The organism is Hymenobacter psoromatis, assembly GCF_020012125.1.
Taxonomy (GTDB): domain Bacteria; phylum Bacteroidota; class Bacteroidia; order Cytophagales; family Hymenobacteraceae; genus Hymenobacter; species Hymenobacter psoromatis.
The window spans coordinates 4254244-4272545 of record NZ_JAIFAG010000001.1 but is presented as its reverse complement, the minus strand read 5'-3'; the positions used below and the strand labels follow the sequence as shown (position 1 = coordinate 4272545).

Genomic DNA, 18302 nt, shown 5'->3' with positions numbered 1-18302 from the left:
CTCTTCTCCTTGTGACTCCTACCCACCTGATTGTGATTGGTACTTCGGCGGGCGGGATGCCGGCCCTCACGCGCCTGGTGGCGCAGCTGCCAGCCACGCTGCCCGCCGCCGTGCTCGTGGTGCAGCACCTGGCCCCCGACTCCACGGGTGAGCCGCTGGTAGCCCGCCTCGCCAGCCACACGGCCCTACCCTGCCAGCTGGCCCGCGACCAGCAGCCCCTGCTGGCCGGCCACCTCTACCTGGCCCCGCCCGACCGCCACCTGCTGGTGAAGGCCCACCACCTGCTGGTGACCAAGGGCCCGCGCGAAAACAACTTCCGCCCCGCCGCCGACGCCCTCTTCCGCTCGGCCGCCGTGGCCTTCGACTCCCACGTTATCGGGGTGGTGCTCACCGGGATGCTGCACGATGGCACCGCGGGCCTCGATTTCGTGAAGCGCTGCGGCGGCGTGGCCGTGGTGCAGGACCCCGCCGAGGCCGAGTACCCGAGCATGCCCGAAAGCGCCCTGCGCCACGTTAGCGTAGACTACACCGTGACGCTGGACCAGCTGGGGCCGCTGCTGCTAAAGCTGGTAGCCGCGCCCACCCACCCGCCCACCCCGCCCGATAAGATGGAGATTCCGCCCGACCTTCAGCTGGAAGCCGCCATTGCCGAGCGCGTGGTGGGCACCACCGGGCAAGTAGACCAGCTTGGACATCAGGTGCCGCTCGCCTGCCCCGGCTGCGGCGGCTCGCTCTGGCAAATGAATGCCGGCAGCGTGCTGCGCTACCGCTGCCACACCGGCCACGCCTACTCCGCCGAGGCCCTGGCCGACATCTCGCGCCAAAACCTGGAAGAAAGCCTATGGGTGGCCCTGCGCATGATGGAGGAGCGCAAAAACCTGCTCAGCAGCCTCGCCAGCCACGGCGATGGCAGGTCGGCTACTTCCTACCAAATCGAGCGCATCGAGGACATGAAAGGCCACATCGACCGCCTACGCGAGTTTCTGCTCAACAGCAGCGCGGGCGGCGGCCCCACCGAGGGGTAGGGCCGGGCGCATGGCTGAGGACAAAAGAAAAGGCCGTTGCTGAATCAGCAACGGCCTTTGTAGTAGCGGGGACTGGACTCGAACCAGTGACCTTTGGGTTATGAGCCCAACGAGCTACCAACTGCTCCACCCCGCATTGTTTGGGAGTGCAAAGGTACAAAAAATTTCGGTTTCCGCAAGCTTCCTATAGAATAAGACCCTCGCTTCGGCCTTGATTACTTGATAATCAAGGCCGAATTTTTTAAAATGCTCAACTACCGAGTGCGTCAGAAGCGGAATTAGGCCGGGCAGCGGCTCGGCCTACCTTTGCCAGCAACTAACGAGCGCTACCCTACCCGAGTGGGGTAGAAGCAGGGAAGCGGCGAAACCCGCCGCTTCAGCTGGCCGCCCGCCGGCAGCCTGACCCGCCTACTCCCCAACCTCCTACCCTACCTATGTCGCCCCAACGCCCGGCCGCCCTGGCTTTCATCTTCGTCACCATTCTTATTGATGTAATTGGGCTAGGCATCATTATTCCGGTGCTGCCGGCGCTCATTGAGCAGCTCACGGGCGAGGGCGTGAGCCAAGCCGCGCGGTACGCGGGCTGGCTCTCGTTTGCCTACGCGGCGGCGCAGTTCGCGTTCGCGCCGGTGGTGGGCGGGCTTTCCGACCGCTTCGGGCGACGGCCGGTGCTGCTGGCTTCGCTGCTGGGGCTGGGCTGCGACTACGTGTTTCTGGCGCTGGCCCCGACGATTGGGTGGCTGTTCGTGGGGCGCACCATCGCGGGTATTACCGGGGCCAGCTTCACCACCGCCACGGCCTACATCGCCGACGTAAGCCCGCCCGAAAAGCGGGCCCAGAACTTCGGGCTGGTGGGGGCGGCCTTCGGGCTGGGCTTTATTATCGGGCCGGTACTGGGCGGGTTATTCGCGCACTACGGGGCGCGGGTACCGTTTATGGTGGCGGCCGGGCTAAGCCTGTGCAATTTTCTCTACGGCTTTTTCGTGGTGCCCGAGTCCTTGCCGGTGGAGCGCCGCCGGCCCTTCGAGTGGGCGCGGGCCAATGCCGTGGCCTCGCTGGTGCGGCTGGGCAAGTACCCCAAAATCATCGGATTGGTAGTGGCGCTGGTGCTGCTGTACCTGGCCGGCTCGGCCACGCAGTCGGTCTGGACGTTTTACACCATTCTCAAGTTTGGCTGGACCGAACAGCTCATTGGCTACTCGCTGGGCGCGGTGGGGCTCGGGGCGCTCATTGTGCAGGGCGGGCTGGTGCGGGTAGCCATCCCAAAGCTGGGCGCGGCGCGGTGCGTAGCGCTGGGCATCGTGTTCTATACCATTGGCTTTGTGCTGTTTGCGTTTGCCAGCCGGGGCTGGATGATGTTTGCCTTCACGGCCGTGTACGCGCTGGGCGGGCTGGCGGGGCCGGCCTTGCAGGGCAGCATTTCGGGTCAGGTGCCGCCCACTGAGCAGGGCGAGTTGCAGGGCGCGCTCACCTCGCTCATCAGTGCCACCGGGGTAGTGGGGCCGCTGCTGATGACCAGCCTCTTCGCCTGGTTTACCCGGCCGCAGGCCCCGGTTTACTTTCCGGGCGTGCCGTTTCTGGCGGGGGCCGTGCTCACGCTGGGGGCGCTGCTGGTGGCGGCCGGGCCGCTGCGGCGGCTGCCGGGGGTAGGCGCGGTGCCCACCGTGGCGGAGGCGCACGGCGGCTAAGCCTTGCGCGTTTATCGGCGAACGAGCAAGGCTTTTTACAAAAAGTTTTATTCCGGAAAAGCCTCTTCTAAACATCAGGAGAGGCTTTTTTATGCATAATACCAGGTAGGAGAGGGGTAGGGCATAACCACTTATTACGAATAGTTCGTAGTATTACGAAAAATTCGTAATACTCAAAGATGGAACGCCTCACCCAACCCGAAGAAGACGCGCTGCGCGCGCTCTGGCACACCGGCCCGGCCTTCGTGAAGGACGTGCTGGCGCGGCTACCCGCCCCGCACCCGCCCTACACCACCGTGGCCAGCACCCTGCGCAACCTGGAGCGCAAAGCCTACGTGAGCGCCGAAAAGCTCGGCAATTCCTTTCGCTACGCGGCGCTGCTGAGCGCTGAGGACTACCAGCGCCGCTCGCTGGGCGCGCTGGTGCGCGAGCATTTCCGCGACTCATATAAGGAGCTGGTTTCCTTCTTTGCGAAGGAGGAAAAGGTGAGCGCCGCCGACTTGCAGGAGATTATCCGACTCATCGAAAACCAAAAGCCGGAGTAGTCATGGCGCCTACCCTCCTGTATCTACTCAAGGCCAATGCCGTGCTGATGCTCTTCGCGGCGGCCTACTACGGGCTATTGCGCCGGCTCACGTTCTTCACCCTGAACCGGGCTTATCTGCTGGGTGCGCTGGCATTTGCGGCGGTGTATCCGGCGCTGCCGGTGCCGGCCCTGCTGCCGGCCGCGGCGGCGCTGCTGCCGGCTTCGCTGGCGGCGGTGGGCGGGCCGGCGGCGGGCGGCGGCGCGGCCCCTACCCCTGGTTTTGACTGGCAAGCAGCGGCCGTTTGGATTTACGCGGCGGGCACCGGCGTGCTGATATTACGGCTGCTGGGGCAGCTGCTGAGTCTGGCGCTGGTGCACGGGCGCTCGCGGCCGGCCGTGGTGCTGGGGCAGGCGGTGCGGGTGCTGGCGGGCGCGGGCGGGCCGTTCTCATTTGGCAGCGCTATCTACTTGAGCGAAAGCGTCCTGGCCAACCCCACGGCCCTACCCCCCGCCCTGCGCCACGAGCAGGCCCACGTGCGCCAGTGGCACACCCTGGATGTGCTGCTGCTGCAATTCGCCACCGCCCTGGCCTGGCTGAACCCGGCCGCCTGGCTGCTGCGCCGCGCCGCCCTCGACAACCTCGAATACCTGGCCGACCGCGCCGCCCTGCGCGCCGGCCTCGACCGCCGCGCCTACCAGTACAGCCTGCTGCACCAGTCGCCGGGCGGCGTGCCGGCCCCGGCCCTGGCCTTTCATGTTGAATTTCTCACCCTCAAAAACCGCATTGCCATGCTGAATCAACCTGCTTCCTCCACGCGCCAATTGGGGCGCTATTTTCTGGCCGCACCACTCGTAATGGCGCTGGCCCTGGGGTATTCCTGCTCGCAAAAAGCCGCGGCTCCTTTGCCCACTGCCACAATTACGGATAGCCAAGTCACAAAAATGCCAACGGCTATTATCTACATTGATGGCCAACGCCAAGACTCTACTGCCCTACGCAAGATTAACCCTGCGGACATTGCGAGTATTAATGTGGTAAAGGGAGAAGCTGCCCGTGCATATGTTCCAACTGCTGATAAGCAGGGGATTATCTTCGTAACTACCAAGCAGAATAAGGACCGGGCCGACGTAGTTGCTTTCAATGAGAAACAGCAGTTGCGCGGCGCGACTGATGTCAATACGGTGGCCCTGAAAGCTGCAATCCAACTGGCACGGTTGCCCGCCAATGCTGCTTACTACCTGAATGGTCAGGCTTCCACCCGCGAGGCTATTGCCCGACTTGATTCTACAACCATTAGCAAAGTTGACATGCTAGGAGGTGCGCAGGCCGCGCAATTTGCGCACGATGCCAAGGTACAAACGGCCATCATGGTTAAAACTAAATAGTCCTTTCTTTTCTCACCCTTTACACACTTATTTTCCATGTTCTCTCCACTCGTTTTAACTACCCGCCCACTTGGGCGATACCTCCTAGCCGCGCCGCTGGCGCTGGCCCTCACGCTAAGCGGCCTGGCGGCCCAGGCCCAGGTGGCCCCTACCCCCGCGCCAGCCATGAAGCCGGCCCCTACCGATATAGCTTATTACGTAGATGGCCAGCCAGTTAGTGAAGCTGAAACGGCGAAGCTGGACCCGCAAGCCATTGCTAACATCGGTGTAGTAAAGAGCGCGCAGCAGCTGCAAGCCCTTGGCCGCAGCACGGCGGCGGGAGCCGTGCTGATTACGACCAAGGCTAATGCTGACGCACCGGCCGTGCTGGCATTCAACAAGCAGTTTCCCAAGACACCAGCCACGCCGGAGCAAACGGCCGCGATGGCCGCCGTGCAGGCGTATATGGTTAAGACTTACCCCAATGCCAAGCTGCAAATAGTGGGACCCGACAAGCAGCGGGCCGACCACTACCGAGCATTTTTTGAGCAAAACGGCCAGCGGATGCAGCTACTTTTTGATGCTAATGGCCAGCCGGTGAAGGAGTAAGCGGCCGGGCAGCCAGCTTAGCGCCGAGAGAGGGGGTAGGGAGCTATCAGCAGCCTACCCCCTCTCCCGGCGTTAATTTTGCTAGCGGCTGCTGCCCTACCCCCCCTATGCCCACCGATTCCGCGTTGCCCGAGCTGCTTCACCTTACCTACCGCGTCGACCTGGCAGTGCTCATTGGCCGCTGGGGCTACCAGGCCGCCGAGGCCGAGCTGCCCGCCGAGTATGCTCGCCTGGAGGCCGCCGCCCTGGCGCACGAAGCGCGGCACTGGCTTCAGGATATCCGCCGCCGCTCGCTCAACTACCCCGATACCTCGCGCTGGCTGCTAAGTGAGTTTTTTCCCGGCATGGCCCGGCGGCTGGGCGGGCAGCTGCGGGTGGCCTACCTGGTAAGCCCGGCCTTGCAGGCCCACATCTACGCCGAGCCGAGTTTTGTGCCGCTGGCAGCCTACGCGGGGCGGCCCTTCGCGGTGGGCTTTTTTGGGGATGAGGGCGCGGCCATTGAGTGGCTGCTGAGCCCCTAGCTGGGATGAATTTGGGTTGGTAGTTGGTTCGTTATATTTGAGCAGTAGGGTACGGGGTAAGCCCCGCATCCTACTGCTTTTTTGCTACTCAATATATTATATGCTGTTTCGCCAGCTCATTTTCGCGGGTGGGGTAGGGAAGCGCTGCCTGATGCTGGTGGTAGGGCTGAGCCTGGCAGCCGCGGGCGCGGCCAGTGCGCAGGTACAGGGGGCAGGCGTTCGGATAAGTGAGCCACCCGTGTCGGATGCTAAATCAGTCCACATTATGCTGGATGGCCCGCCACAAAAATATCCGCCGCCAGCCTATTATGTGGATGGGCAGCGGTTCGATTCGACAGCGTTGGGCATCATTAACCCCAACGATATCGAGAGCATTGATATTTTGAAAGGTGCTAAAGCGCTCCAATTGGCCCCTGACGGCGGCCAGTGGGGAGTAGTAATTATCACGACTAAAGCCGGCCAGCACACGCGGGCCGTGCGCGCCTTCAACCGCCGCCTGAAACAGCTGAGCCGCCGCAAGCCGTAGCGCCCGCCGCCCCGGCCGAACTACCGGCCTACCCCCCGGCGTTGGGCGAAGCGGGCGTAACTTGTTGCGGCACGGGCCACCGCTAGGCGCGCCCGCTTTTCTTTAGCCTATGACGATGGTAGCGGACCGGCCGGCGGCTGGGGTTTCTTCAACCGATTTTCCGGCCCTGGCCCAGGTGCGGGCCGAGCTGGAAGCCTATAAGCGCAAGTTTTACCTGAGCCTGCTGGTGCGCGGCGGCTTGGTGGCGGCGGCCCTGCTGCTGAGCTTATTCGTGGTCTTTAATACCCTCGAATACTTCCTGTACCTACCCCCCGCGGTACGGGCGGGGCTGCTGTTTAGCTTCCTGGCGCTGGTGGTGTACGCGGTGGGGCGCTGGCTGTGGCAGCCGCTGGCCGCGCTGGCCAACCTGCGCCGTTTGCTGAGTGATGAGCAGGCCGCCCGGCAGGTAGGCGACCTGTTTCCAGCAGTGCAGGACCGCCTGCTGAACGCCTTGCAGCTGCAAGGCCAGGCCCGTGGCAACGAGCTGCTGCTGGCTAGCCTGGAGCAGCGCGCCGCGCAGCTGCACGGCGTGTCGTTTGCGCAGGGCATTGATATTCAGCAGCAAAGCCGGCCGCTGTGGAAGTACGTGCTGCCGCCGCTGGCGGTGCTGCTGCTGGCGCTGGCCTTTTTCCCAAACTTCATCACGCAGCCTACCAGCCGCATTTGGCACTACCAGCGGCACTACTCGCGGCCCGCGCCGTTCGATTTTGTGGTGAAGAATAAGCGCCTGACGGTGTTTAAGGGCGAGAATTTTGTGCTCGATGTGGCTGTGGCGGGCAAGGCCGTGCCCGCCACGCTGAGCCTACTGCCCGCAGGCGGCCCCGAGCGGCCGCTAGCCCCGGTGCCGGGTCGCCAGGGCGAGTTTCGGTTCACCTTTGAGCAGCCGGCGCAGGACGTGACGTTTCAGCTGAGCGGGGCGGGCTTCGTGTCGGAAGAATACCACCTGACGGTGCTGGAACGGCCCGATTTGCGCGAGTTTACGGTGCGCGTGGCCTACCCTCCCTACCTCGGCCGGCCCGCCGAAATTATCCGCAACGGCGGCAACCTGACCGTACCTGAGGGCAGCGAGCTACGCTGGGAGTTCAGCACGGCCGCCACGGAGGCGTTGACGTTGCACTTTGATAACCCGGCCGAGCTGCTGCGCGCCACGCACCAGGGTGAAAGCTTCGTGGTGGAGCGCCGGGTACTGCGCTCGCAGCCATACCAGGTGGACTTGCGCAACGCGGCCAGCGCCAACGTCAACCCCATCAGTTACCAGCTGACGGTGGTGCCCGACGCGCCGCCGACCCTCACCGTGGAAGCCTTTCCTGACACCACGGCTCGGCGCTACCTGGCCCTGGGCGGCACCGCCACTGATGACTACGGCCTCACGGCGCTGCGCCTGCACTACGCCGTGCAGCGCGCCGGCACTAACCAGAACATCAAACTCTTAACTTTTAACTCTAAACTCTTAACTCTCCCCACGGCGGCCGGCGGCACCTACGCCTACACCTGGAACCTAACCGGGCTGAGCCTGCGGCCCGGCGACCGACTCGAATACTACGTGGAAGCCACGGATAATGACGGGATTCATGGGCCGAAGAGCACGCGCTCGCGACCGCTGGAATACCGCCTACCCACCCGCCGCGAGCAGGACCAGCAGCTGGCGTCGCAGGCCACGTCGGTGGCCAGCCAGCTCAGCTCGGCGGCCAAGCAGAGCAAGCAGCTGGAGCGCGAGCTGGCCAAAAGCCAGGATAAGCTCAAGACCAAGCGCGAGATGAGCTTCCAGGACCGCAAGCAGCTGGAAGATATGCTCGACCAGAAGCAGCAGCTCGACCAGCAGGTGCAGCAGATGCAGCAGAAGTTTGAGCAGCTGCAACAGCAGCAAAACCAAGACCCCAAAAGCGAGGAGCTGGCCCAAAAGGCCGAGGAGCTGAAAAAGCTGATGAAGGACCTGCTCGACCCCGAAACCAAGAAGCTCTACGACCAGCTGCAAAAGCTGCTGGACCAGCAGAAACAGCCCGACGCCGAGATGCAGAAGCTGCTGCAACAGCTCGAAAACAAGGAAAATACGTTGCAAAAAGAGCTGGACCGCGCCCTCGAAATGTTCAAGCAAATGCAGTTTGACCAGAAAGCCGAGCAAACCGCCGACCGCCTGGAACAGCTGGCCAAGGACGAGCAGAAACTAGCCGAAAAAACCGAGCAGAACGCCAAGGAAAACCCGGATAACAAGCTCAGCAACAAAGAGCAAGAAACCAAAAATCAGGAGTTGCAAAAGGAGCAAGCTGAAAAGCGCCAGGAATTTGAGGACCTGAAAAAAGACCTTGCCGACCTCAAGCAGCAGGACAAGGAGCTGGGCGACCAGAACGACCTGGACGAGCAGAAGCCCGACCAGCAGCAAACCGACCAGGACATGCAGGACGGCGAGCAGCAGCTGAGTAAGAATCAGAATAAAAAGGCCAGCCAGAAGCAGCAGGCCGCCGCCCAGCGGCTGCAGAAAATGGCCCGCAAGATGAAGGACCAGCTGAGCGACGACGAGCAGCAAAAGAAACAGCAGAATATCGACGACCTGCGCGATATTCTGGATAACCTGGTGACGCTCAGCTTCGACCAGGAGAAGCTGATGAAGGACTTCCGGGCCGTGGACCAGAGCGACCCGCGCTTCGTGCAGCTGGGCCAGACGCAACGCAAGCTGCGCGATGACTCCCGCGTGATTCAGGATTCGCTGTACGCGCTGGCCAAGCGTGAGCCGCGCATCCAAAGCTTCGTGACCCGCGAGGTGGGCGAGATGAACGGCCGCATGGACGAGAGCCTTACTCACATCAAGCAGCGCGACGTGCCCCGCGCCACCAGCACCCAGCAGCAGGCCATGACGAGCGTTAACAACCTGGCCCTCATGCTATCGGATGCCCTCAAGCAGATGCAGCAGGACATGCAGCAGATGCAGGGCCAGGGCCCGCCGCAGCCAGGCAGCGGCAAGGGCAAAAAGAAGGGCAAGGGCAGCTCGCCCGGCCCTGGCAGCATGAGCAAGATGCAGCAGCAGCTCAACCAGCAGATTCAGCAGCTGCAGCAGAGCGGCAAAACTGGCCGCGCCCTCTCGCAGGAGCTGGCCCGCCTGGCCGGCCAGCAGCAGATGCTGCGCCAGGCCATGCAGCAGATGGACCGCGGCCAGCCAGGGGGCAAACCGGGGGGCAAGGAGGGCAAAGGGGCCCAGGGTGATAAAGACGGCAAGGACAAAGACGGTCAGGGCGGCGGCAACGCCGGCGAGTTGAAAAAGCTGATGGAGCAGACCGAGACCGACCTCGTGAACAAGCGCCTCACCGAGGAAACCATTCAGCGCCAGCGCCAGATACTGACCCGGATGCTGGAAGCCGAAAAATCGGCCCGCGAGCGCGACCAGGATACCAAGCGCGAGGCCCAGGCCGCCCAAAACCACCCGCCCGTTTTTCCGCCTGCCTTCGATAAGTATAAGCCGGCCGGCCAGGACCAGCAGACCGAAATCTTACGCCGGCCGCAACCTACGCTAACGCCTTACTACCAGCAGAAAGTAAGCGAGTATTTCCAAAAAAATCAGTAAGTACTGCGCAACCCTCGCGGCGGACCTACGTAGAGGCGGGTTGCTAGCTTACTGCCATAGTTCAGGTTATCAGCGCGCCAGGTGATGGCCCTCGACAGCTGCGCGCGAGCCGGTACTTTGGCGGTGTTTTTCCACTTCTGTCGTCTCGTTTATCGCGCCGCACTTCTATTCCTTGCCGCACTTTTATGAAGCAGGTTAAAATTCAGATTCCGTCGCTCGTGGAAAATATTCGCGTCGTGGAAAGCTTCATTGACAACTCCAAAGACACTTTCCAGATTGAGGACGACATCTACGGCAACATTATGGTGGCCGTAACCGAGGCCGTTAATAACGCCATCCGCCACGGCAATAAGTTCGACAAGGATAAGAACGTCTACCTCTCGCTCTACGTGAACCCCAACCAGCTTAAGTTTGAGATTGAGGACGAAGGCGCGGGCTTTGACTACAACAATCTGGACGACCCTACGGCCCCCGAAAACCTCGAAAACCCCGGCGGGCGCGGCATTTTCCTCATCCGCCACTTGGCCGACGAAGTGGAGTTCAGCAAAGAAGGCCGCCGCCTGGAGCTGACGTTTGCCCTGCACCCCAGCGCCTCCCACACCTCTGAGCAAGCTGCCGCATGAGCGTAGCCGCCGTGGCCGGAGTTCGCTACTTTGAAGCGCCCGGCATTGAGTTCGTAGTCGAAGACGTGCCCGAATTCGGCCTGCGCGACGCCGAAGACCTGGTGGCCTGGATTGAGCGCATCGCGGTGGTGCATGAGTACCGCATTGCGCAGCTCACGTTCATCTTCTGCTCCGACGACTACCTGCACAAGCTCAATCTGGAGTATCTCAACCACGACACGCTTACCGACATCATCACCTTCGACAACGCCGACGATGCCGACGTGCTCGAAGGCGACATTTTCATTAGCGTAGAACGGGTAGCTGACAATGCCAAAGACCTGGCTATCAGCTTCCGCGATGAGCTGCACCGGGTTATGATTCACGGCGTGCTACACCTGCTCGGCTACCACGACAAAGACCTGCTGAGCCAGACAGCCATGCGCCGCAAGGAGGATTACTGCCTCTCGCTGCGCGAGTTTTAGCGTAAGGCGCATTTTGCCGGCATGAGTATCGCGCAGCCCCGCATCCCCGGCGACGTGCTGGACTACTACTTGAGCCTGGGTTACTACCGCATGTACCAGGACCTGTTTACCTGCCAGTTTTTGCCGGTGGGCACCCGCCTGTACACGGTGCACTGGCTGCGCCTGGCGCTGGCGCGGGTGCAGCCCGGCCCCAAGCAGCGGCGGCTACGGCGGCTCAATGAGCGGTTCGCGGTCATGGTCAAGCCCTTCCAGCTCACGGCCGAATACGAGGGCCTGTACGCTCGCTACCACCAGGCGCTCGATTTTGACGCCGCGCCTTCGCTCGAAGCGCTGCTGCTCGATGGCGCGGCCTACTCCGTATTCGACACGCGGGTAGTAGAAGTGCGCGCCGAAGGCCAGCTGCTGGCGGCTGGCATCTTCGACCACGGCACGCGCAGCATCGCGGGCATCGTCAACTTTTACGACCCCAACTACCACAAGTACAGCCTGGGCAAGTATCTGATGCTCTGCAAACTGGACTATGCCCACCGTCAGCAACTGGCGTATTACTACCCCGGCTACCTGGTGCAGGGCTACCCCAAATTCGACTACAAGCTTTTCGCCGGTCCCGAAGCCACGGAGATTTTTGACGACCTCAATAGCCAGTGGCTACCCTTCAGCTGGGAGGAGGTAGCCCGGCAGTCGGCGGCGCTACTGACGGGTGGCTTGCCGGAGCTTGGGCCGGGGCAGGGGGGTAGGGAATAAACTCATGCTTCGTTCCGGGTACCTGAGGCAGTAGGGAAGGGGTAGGCGGCACAGCCGGTTTTGTGGCGAACTTTGTGTCAATTAGTAGGCATCAATGAACAATTATCAGCCCCCATACGCTTGATACTTGGCGCACTGCTACTTGCTGATTGCTAACTGCTGACCGACTATGTTCTCCGATACTGAATACGACCTGATTGTAGTGGGCGCGGGCCACGCCGGCTGCGAGGCCGCCGCCGCCGCCGCCAACCTCGGCTCGAAAGTGCTGCTGGTGACGATGAATATGAATACCATCGCCCAGATGTCGTGTAACCCCGCGATGGGTGGGGTAGCAAAAGGCCAGATTGTGCGCGAAATCGACGCGCTCGGCGGCCAGTCAGGCCTCATCACCGACCGCACCATGATTCAGTTTCGGATGCTGAACCGCTCCAAAGGCCCCGCCATGTGGAGCCCGCGTGCCCAAAGCGACCGCATGCGCTTCGCCGAAGACTGGCGTCTGACGCTGGAGCAGATTCCGAACGTGGATTTCTGGCAGGAAGCCGTGACGGGTTTGCTTATTGAAAACGATGCCTGCGTGGGCATTACCACCGCGCTGGGCATCGAGTTTCGGAGCAAAACGGTGGTGCTCACCAACGGCACATTTCTCAACGGCCTCATTCACATTGGCGAGAAGAACTTTGGAGGGGGTAGGGCCGCCGAACGCAACAGCTGCGGCATTACGGAGCAGCTCGTGGAGCTGGGCTTTAAGGCCGGGCGCATGAAAACCGGCACCCCGCCCCGCGTGGACGGCCGCTCGCTCGACTACTCCAAAATGGAAGTGCAAGATGGCGACGCCACCCCGAGCCGCTTCTCGTACCTCGACACGCCGCCGCTCACCGGGCAGCGCCCGTGCTACATCACCTACACCAACGAGCGGGTGCACAACATCTTGCGCGAAGGCTTCGAGAAATCGCCCATGTTTCAGGGGCGCATTAAGGGCCTGGGGCCGCGCTACTGCCCGAGCGTGGAGGACAAAATCAACCGCTTCGCCGACAAGGACCGCCACCAGATTTTTGTAGAACCGGAAGGCTGGTCTACCGTGGAATGCTACGTGAACGGCTTCAGCAGCTCGCTGCCCGAAGACGTGCAGTACCGCGCCCTGCGCGAAATCGCGGGCTTTGAAAAGGCCAAGATGTTCCGGCCCGGCTACGCCATTGAGTACGACTTTTTCCCGCCCACGCAGCTGACTAATACCCTCGAAACCAAGCCGGTGCGGAACCTCTGGCTGGCTGGCCAAATCAATGGCACCACCGGCTACGAGGAAGCCGCCTGCCAGGGCCTGATGGCCGGCATTAACGCCCACCAGCGCGTGGCGGGCAAACCCGCTTTCACGCTGCGGCGCGACGAGGCCTACATCGGCGTGCTCATTGATGACCTTATTAACAAGGGCACCGACGAGCCCTACCGCATGTTTACGAGCCGCGCCGAGCACCGCATTATGCTACGCCAGGACAATGCCGACCTGCGCCTCACGCCGCTGGGCCACGCCCTGGGCCTGGCCAGCGACGAGCGCCTGGCGCGGGTGCGCCAGAAGGAGGCCGACACCGCCGCCGCGCTGCAAGTACTGGCCAGTTTCGGCATTGAGCCGGCCACGATTAACGGCTTTTTGGTGGAGAAGGGTTCGGCCGAAATTCATGAAAAAACCCGCGCCCTCAACCTGCTGCGCCGGCCCAGTATTGAGCTGCCCGAACTAGCCGCCACGCTGCCCGAGTTGGCCGAAAAGCTGGCCGCGTTCAGCGAAGATGCCAAAGAGCAGGCCATTATCCAGACCAAGTACGAAACGTATTTGCAGAAGGAGCAGCAGCAGGCCCAGCGCATGCGCGAGTTGGAAGACTTCCACATTCAGGGCCGCCTGAACTACGGCGCCATGCCGGCGCTCAGCCACGAGGCCCGCGAAAAGCTACTCAAGATTCAGCCTGAAACCCTGGGCCAGGCTTCGCGCATCAGCGGGGTGAGTCCGGCCGACGTGTCGGTGCTGATGGTGTATTTGAATCGGTAGAGGGGGTAGGGGCTTACGCCAAGCCTTGCGAACTTTGCCGCGCGTATTTTTTTGTTGCTTGTGCCGTTAGAATCTTTAGACACCACTGAGTTTCTGGCCGCCTGCCCGGTATGCGGCGGCACCAATTTGCCCGCCAAGCTGCAAGTGCAGGACAAGTCGGTGAGCCAGGAGACGTTCACGATTGCGCAGTGCGCGGGCTGCGGCTTGCAGTTTACCAACCCCCGGCCCAATGCCGACCACATTGGGCGGTACTATGAGTCAGCGGCTTATGTATCGCACAACAGCGGGGCGCGGGGCCTGGTGAACCGCGTGTACCGGGTGGCGCGCTTCTTCACCATGCGGCGCAAGGTGGCGCTTATCACGCGGCTGAATGGGGGTAGGGCGGGGCAGTTGCTCGACTATGGCTGCGGCACGGGCCACTTTTTGGCGCGCGCCAAAAGCGCGGGCTGGCAGGTAACGGGCCTGGAACCCAACCCCGGTGCCCGCCAGGATGCCGCCGCCCGCGTGGGGCAGCCCATGCTGGAAGAGAGCGCGCTGGCCACCCTACCCCCCGCCAGCTTCGATACCGTGACGCTGTGGCACGTGCTGGAGCACGTGCACGCCTTGCAGGAAACGCTGGCGCAGCTGGTGAGCGTGCTGAAGCCGGGCGGGCACCTGCTCATCGCGGTGCCCAACCCCGATAGCCTCGATGCCCAGCACTACCGCCAGGACTGGGCCGCTTACGACGTACCGCGCCACCTCTACCACTTTGTGCCGGCCACCATAAGCCGGCTGCTGGCCGGCCACGGCCTGCGCGTGGCCCAAACCCTACCCCTGCCCCTCGACGCCTACTACGTGAGCCTGCTCTCGGAGCAGCTGCGGCCCGCCAGCCAGGCGCAGGGCCGGCTGGCCGTGCTGCGGGCGGGCTTCCGCTCCAACCAGTACGCCGCGCAGCATAGCGGGCAATATTCGAGTCTGCTCTACGTAGCGCAGAAGGGGTAGGGACGCGGGATTCGCGCCGTCGTAGTTCGGCGGCCCGGCTACTTTTACTGAGTTTTTCGCTTCTTCCGTTAATGAGTTTTCGCGCCGCCGTTCGTTTTTTGTGTAGCACCAAGGCAAAAGCGACGGAGCGCGGCGCGGGTGCGGCCCTGGTGCTGGCGGGGCTGCTGGCGCTGGGCAGTTGCGCGTCCATCAGCTCGCCGCAGGGCGGGCCGCGCGACAAAACGCCGCCGCGCCTGGTGGCCACCTCTCCCGACAGCGCCGCCCGCAACGTGAAGCAGCAGTTTATTAAGCTCACTTTTTCGGAGCCGATTCAGCTCAAGGAGCTATCCAAAAACCTGCTCATTACCCCGCAGCTCGCGCCCGAAAACTCGTACTCGGTGCGCCCGGACCGCGACGCGGTAACCCTCTTGTTCAAGCAGCCGCTGGAGGCGAATACCACTTATTCGTTCAATTTTCGCAAGGCTGTCGTGGATGCCAACGAGAGTCTGCCGGCCAAGTATCAGGCCCTGAGCTTCAGCACCGGCGCTACCCTCGACTCGGGCGTGGTGCGCGGCACCGTAACCGACTTGCTCAGCGACCGCCTGGCGAAAGACGCAGTGGTGGGCCTCTACCGCCCCACCGATACGGTGGGCGTGCGCCGGGCCCAGCCCTACTACCTTACCCGCACCGACGACAAGGGAGCATTTCAGCTCAATTTTGTGCGCACCGCTCCTTACAATATCTACGCCTGGGCCGACAAGAACAACAACGGCCGTTTCGACGACGGTGAGAAGATAGCCTACCTACCCGGCCCGATTTCCGTGACGGACACGACCGCGCCCCGCGCCCTGCACTTGGTGCGGCCCGACCGCCTACCCCCCCGCCGCACCGCTTTCGAAACCACGGCCACGCAGGCCCGCCTCGCCTTTAATGAGGGCCTGCGCACCGCCCGGCTGGCCCCGCTGGGCAGTTCCGAAGCCGCCGATACGGCCGCCGTGCAGCGCGCCGCCGAGCTAACTGACCTGGGCCACTCGGTAGTCATCTACAAAACGCCGGAGGTGGGTGATGGCCGCTACCTGCTGGTGGCCACCGACAGCGTGGGCAACACGCGCCGCGACACCCTCAACCTGCGGTTTCCGGTGCCGACGGCCGTGAGCAAAAAGGCCCAGCCGCTGGCGGGCACTACCCTGGTGGGCAGCCCCCGCTCGGTGTACCGGCAGGGGCAGCTGAAATTTCGCTTTTCGGTGCCGGTGCGGCTGGTGGCGGGCAAAAGCCCCGGCACGCTCAGCGAAGACTCCCTCAAAACCCACGCCCTGCGCGTGCCCGACGAGGCCAGCCTCAGCCCCAGCCGTACCGAGCTGCTAGTTAATATCGATACCAAGGCCCTGAAAACCGTGGAGATACGCCTCGACAGCACGGCCCTACTCACCATTACGGGGCAGAGCCTGGGCCTGCGCCGCCCCGTGCGCCTGGCCGTGACCGACCAGGACCCGAGCGGCGTGCTGCTGGGCACTATCCAGAGCAAATACCCGCGCTTCGAGCTGCAGCTGCTCGATGAGAAATACCAGGTGCTGACGCAGCTGAACTCGCCGCGCGGCACTTACCGCTTCGACCACCTCGCGCCCGGCAAGTACCGCCTGCGCGCGCTCATCGACCAGGATGGCGACGGCCACTGGCGCGGCGGCGACCCCAACCTGAAGGTGGCTCCCGAGCCGGTATACCTCAACCCCAAGCTCATCCAGCTTCGCGCGGGCTTCGAAATAAAGGAGGATTTGAGCTTCTAGAGTCGCGTCTCTACCTTCCTCGCGATACGGCCGGCCTGAGGGAATGAAAGTGGATAACTTAGAGCCGTTTGCAGTTACTAAGGGCCTTTTTTAGTAGTTTTACACGAGTTATCCACTGGGTTATCCACTGTGAGCGGCGGGCGGGAGCTTTTTTGTGGATAAGCGTGGGGATAAGGAGTAGGGCGCGGTGCATAAGTTGAGCACAACTTTTTTTGGTAATCCGGTCCGGCTGGCAGTTCAGCGGCGCTGTGGATAAGCGTGGATAACCTAGCGGGGCTACGCACACTATCCACACACCCCATCTACTGTGGATTGTGGATTCGTGGATAAGTAGTGTTGATAGTGGAAAAGTAGTTTAAGCTATTCATAATCAAACAACTATTATCCACAAGGCCTGTGGATAGGCGGTGCATAAGCCCATAGTTACCCACCCGTTATCCACGCAGTGGATAACTCTCCCAGGTTGTCCACTTATCCACTGCCCTGATGGATGGAAACAAAAAGAGATTTTTAAAAAAGAAATTAATTCACAATTTGAGTTTGTGGAAAACTCACGGTCCATTTTTCGTTTCTGGTTTTTCGCTGTTCGCTGAATAACGGCCGGCCCAACCCGAAAGGCCAGTTTGCCGAAAAACGAATAATCAAAAACCAAAATCGATATGCCTTTCGACTACGACCTGAATTTTGCGACCACTGACTTTCGGGCGCACCCCGAGCTATACCGGGTAGGGAGGGGCGAGCAGGGCGTGCTGCTGGTGCAGCCCTACAAGGGCGAAATCCTGCCCCACTGGCGCTTCAAGGATGCGGCCAGCGCCCGCGCGTCGGCGGCCGCTATCTGGGCGCTTTTCGAGGACTATTTGGCGCAAGAGGACTTCGTGGGGGCCGACATGGCCCGCAAGTTTTTGCAGATGGGCTTTACCCGCGCCCGGCGCTACGCCAACCACGCTGGCGGCAAGAAATACGCCGGCCCGGTGCCCGCCGACAAAAAAGGCCAGAGCGGAGCCCACGGCCGCCCCGAATTGCCCCGTAATTCACATCCTGATGTGGATAAAGTGGAAGCTGCCGCCATTTTTAAAGCCAAATGGGACGAGGCCAAAGCTCTGCCCGCGTACCAGCACCAGAAAGCCGCCTTCGAGGCCAGATACGGGAAGTGAACGGGCGGTGGGCTTTCGCTTGCCGAGAAGGGGGTAGGGTAGGCCTTCGCTTACCGGGCATGGGACGCGGGTGCTGCAACGGCAAGCTGAAGCGTAGCGCACATTCCTGCCAGGCGGCAAGCTAAAGCTTACCCTACGCTTTACCTTTGCCTTCCTTCTACTATCATCCCTACCCCCCATGAACACCCCGACGACCACCCCCAGCAGCATCGAGGAAAACGAAATTATTCTGGGTACCGGCATGGGCCCGCTGCGCTTCGGCACCACGATGGATGAGGTGCGCACCCTGGTGGGCGAGCCCGAGGAAATTGACGAGTCGGAGGACGAGGATGACTTCGAGCACCAGGCTTGGAACTACTACGAAGACGACCACCTGCTCTCACTTTATTTCGACCGCGAAGACGACTTCCGCCTGAGCTGCATCGAAACCGATAACCCCGGCCTGCGCCTCTTTGGCGAAGTTATTTACGGCCGGCCGCTCGACCAGGTGAAGGCCCTCATGCAGCGCCACGGCCAGGCCGCGCCCGAGCTGGAAACGATGGAAGGTGGCGAGGTGCGCCTCTCCTACGAGAAGTCAATGATTGATATGTATTTTGAGGAGGGCCTGCTGCAATTTGTCAATTTTGGCGTCTTCATTGATGACGACTTGGTAGTGCAGTGGCCAAAGTAGGGTTGCTGGC

16 protein-coding genes and 1 tRNA gene are annotated in these 18302 nt (G+C 62.1%); 16 read left to right on the top strand and 1 reads right to left on the bottom strand.

Annotated features, from left to right (window positions below):
• The first annotated feature begins 11 nt into the window (after positions 1-11).
• Positions 12-1025 (top strand): chemotaxis protein CheB, encoded by a 1014-nt coding sequence (locus tag LC531_RS18455; protein WP_223652913.1) that lies wholly within the window; start codon positions 12-14, stop codon positions 1023-1025.
• A 63-nt stretch (positions 1026-1088) separates the two neighbouring features.
• Here the strand turns inward: LC531_RS18455 and LC531_RS18450 are convergent.
• A tRNA-Met gene (locus LC531_RS18450) sits at positions 1089-1161 on the bottom strand.
• Between the two features lie 298 nt (positions 1162-1459).
• Between LC531_RS18450 and LC531_RS18445 the strand changes: the two genes are divergently transcribed.
• From LC531_RS18445 to LC531_RS18375, 15 genes are all read left to right on the top strand, one after another.
• Positions 1460-2713, top strand: coding sequence for a TCR/Tet family MFS transporter (locus tag LC531_RS18445; protein ID WP_223652911.1), 1254 nt, complete (start codon positions 1460-1462; stop codon positions 2711-2713).
• 179 nt (positions 2714-2892) lie between these two features.
• The gene (locus tag LC531_RS18440) at positions 2893-3258 is read left to right on the top strand and encodes a BlaI/MecI/CopY family transcriptional regulator (RefSeq protein WP_223652909.1); all 366 of its coding nucleotides are present in this window, start codon (positions 2893-2895) and stop codon (positions 3256-3258) included.
• Positions 3259-3260: 2 nt separating this feature from the next.
• The gene (locus tag LC531_RS18435; protein WP_223652907.1) at positions 3261-4625 is read left to right on the top strand and encodes a M56 family metallopeptidase; all 1365 of its coding nucleotides are present in this window, start codon (positions 3261-3263) and stop codon (positions 4623-4625) included.
• A 36-nt stretch (positions 4626-4661) separates the two neighbouring features.
• Entirely contained in the window at positions 4662-5213 is a 552-nt protein-coding gene (locus tag LC531_RS18430) for a hypothetical protein (RefSeq protein WP_223652905.1), read from the top strand.
• 107 nt (positions 5214-5320) lie between these two features.
• Complete coding sequence (locus LC531_RS18425; RefSeq protein ID WP_223652903.1) at positions 5321-5734, top strand: hypothetical protein; 414 nt, start codon at positions 5321-5323, stop codon at positions 5732-5734.
• Between the two features lie 100 nt (positions 5735-5834).
• On the top strand, positions 5835-6260 hold the full coding sequence (locus tag LC531_RS18420) for a TonB-dependent receptor (protein WP_223652901.1): 426 nt from the start codon (positions 5835-5837) through the stop codon (positions 6258-6260).
• 109 nt (positions 6261-6369) lie between these two features.
• Positions 6370-9855, top strand: a complete 3486-nt coding sequence (locus LC531_RS18415; RefSeq protein WP_223652899.1) for a DUF4175 family protein — start codon at positions 6370-6372, stop codon at positions 9853-9855.
• Positions 9856-10040: 185 nt separating this feature from the next.
• Positions 10041-10478 (top strand): ATP-binding protein, encoded by a 438-nt coding sequence (locus tag LC531_RS18410; RefSeq protein ID WP_223652897.1) that lies wholly within the window; start codon positions 10041-10043, stop codon positions 10476-10478.
• Positions 10475-10942 carry an rRNA maturation RNase YbeY gene (ybeY, locus tag LC531_RS18405; protein ID WP_223652895.1) on the top strand — a complete coding sequence of 156 codons (468 nt, stop codon included), beginning with the start codon at positions 10475-10477 and terminating at the stop codon, positions 10940-10942. The genes LC531_RS18410 and ybeY overlap by 4 nt, the downstream gene beginning before the upstream one ends.
• 21 nt (positions 10943-10963) lie before the next feature.
• The gene (locus LC531_RS18400; protein ID WP_223652893.1) at positions 10964-11686 is read left to right on the top strand and encodes a GNAT family N-acetyltransferase; all 723 of its coding nucleotides are present in this window, start codon (positions 10964-10966) and stop codon (positions 11684-11686) included.
• A gap of 169 nt (positions 11687-11855) precedes the next feature.
• Positions 11856-13724, top strand: coding sequence for a tRNA uridine-5-carboxymethylaminomethyl(34) synthesis enzyme MnmG (gene mnmG / locus LC531_RS18395; RefSeq protein ID WP_223652890.1), 1869 nt, complete (start codon positions 11856-11858; stop codon positions 13722-13724).
• Between the two features lie 60 nt (positions 13725-13784).
• Positions 13785-14705: a class I SAM-dependent methyltransferase gene (locus LC531_RS18390; protein WP_223652888.1), complete on the top strand. Its 921-nt coding sequence runs from the start codon at positions 13785-13787 to the stop codon at positions 14703-14705.
• 71 nt (positions 14706-14776) lie between these two features.
• Positions 14777-16468: an Ig-like domain-containing domain gene (locus LC531_RS18385; protein ID WP_223652886.1), complete on the top strand. Its 1692-nt coding sequence runs from the start codon at positions 14777-14779 to the stop codon at positions 16466-16468.
• Between the two features lie 659 nt (positions 16469-17127).
• The gene (locus tag LC531_RS18380) at positions 17128-17622 is read left to right on the top strand and encodes a DUF4385 domain-containing protein (protein WP_223652883.1); all 495 of its coding nucleotides are present in this window, start codon (positions 17128-17130) and stop codon (positions 17620-17622) included.
• A 178-nt stretch (positions 17623-17800) separates the two neighbouring features.
• Positions 17801-18292 (top strand): hypothetical protein, encoded by a 492-nt coding sequence (locus tag LC531_RS18375; protein ID WP_223652882.1) that lies wholly within the window; start codon positions 17801-17803, stop codon positions 18290-18292.
• Positions 18293-18302: the final 10 nt, after the last annotated feature.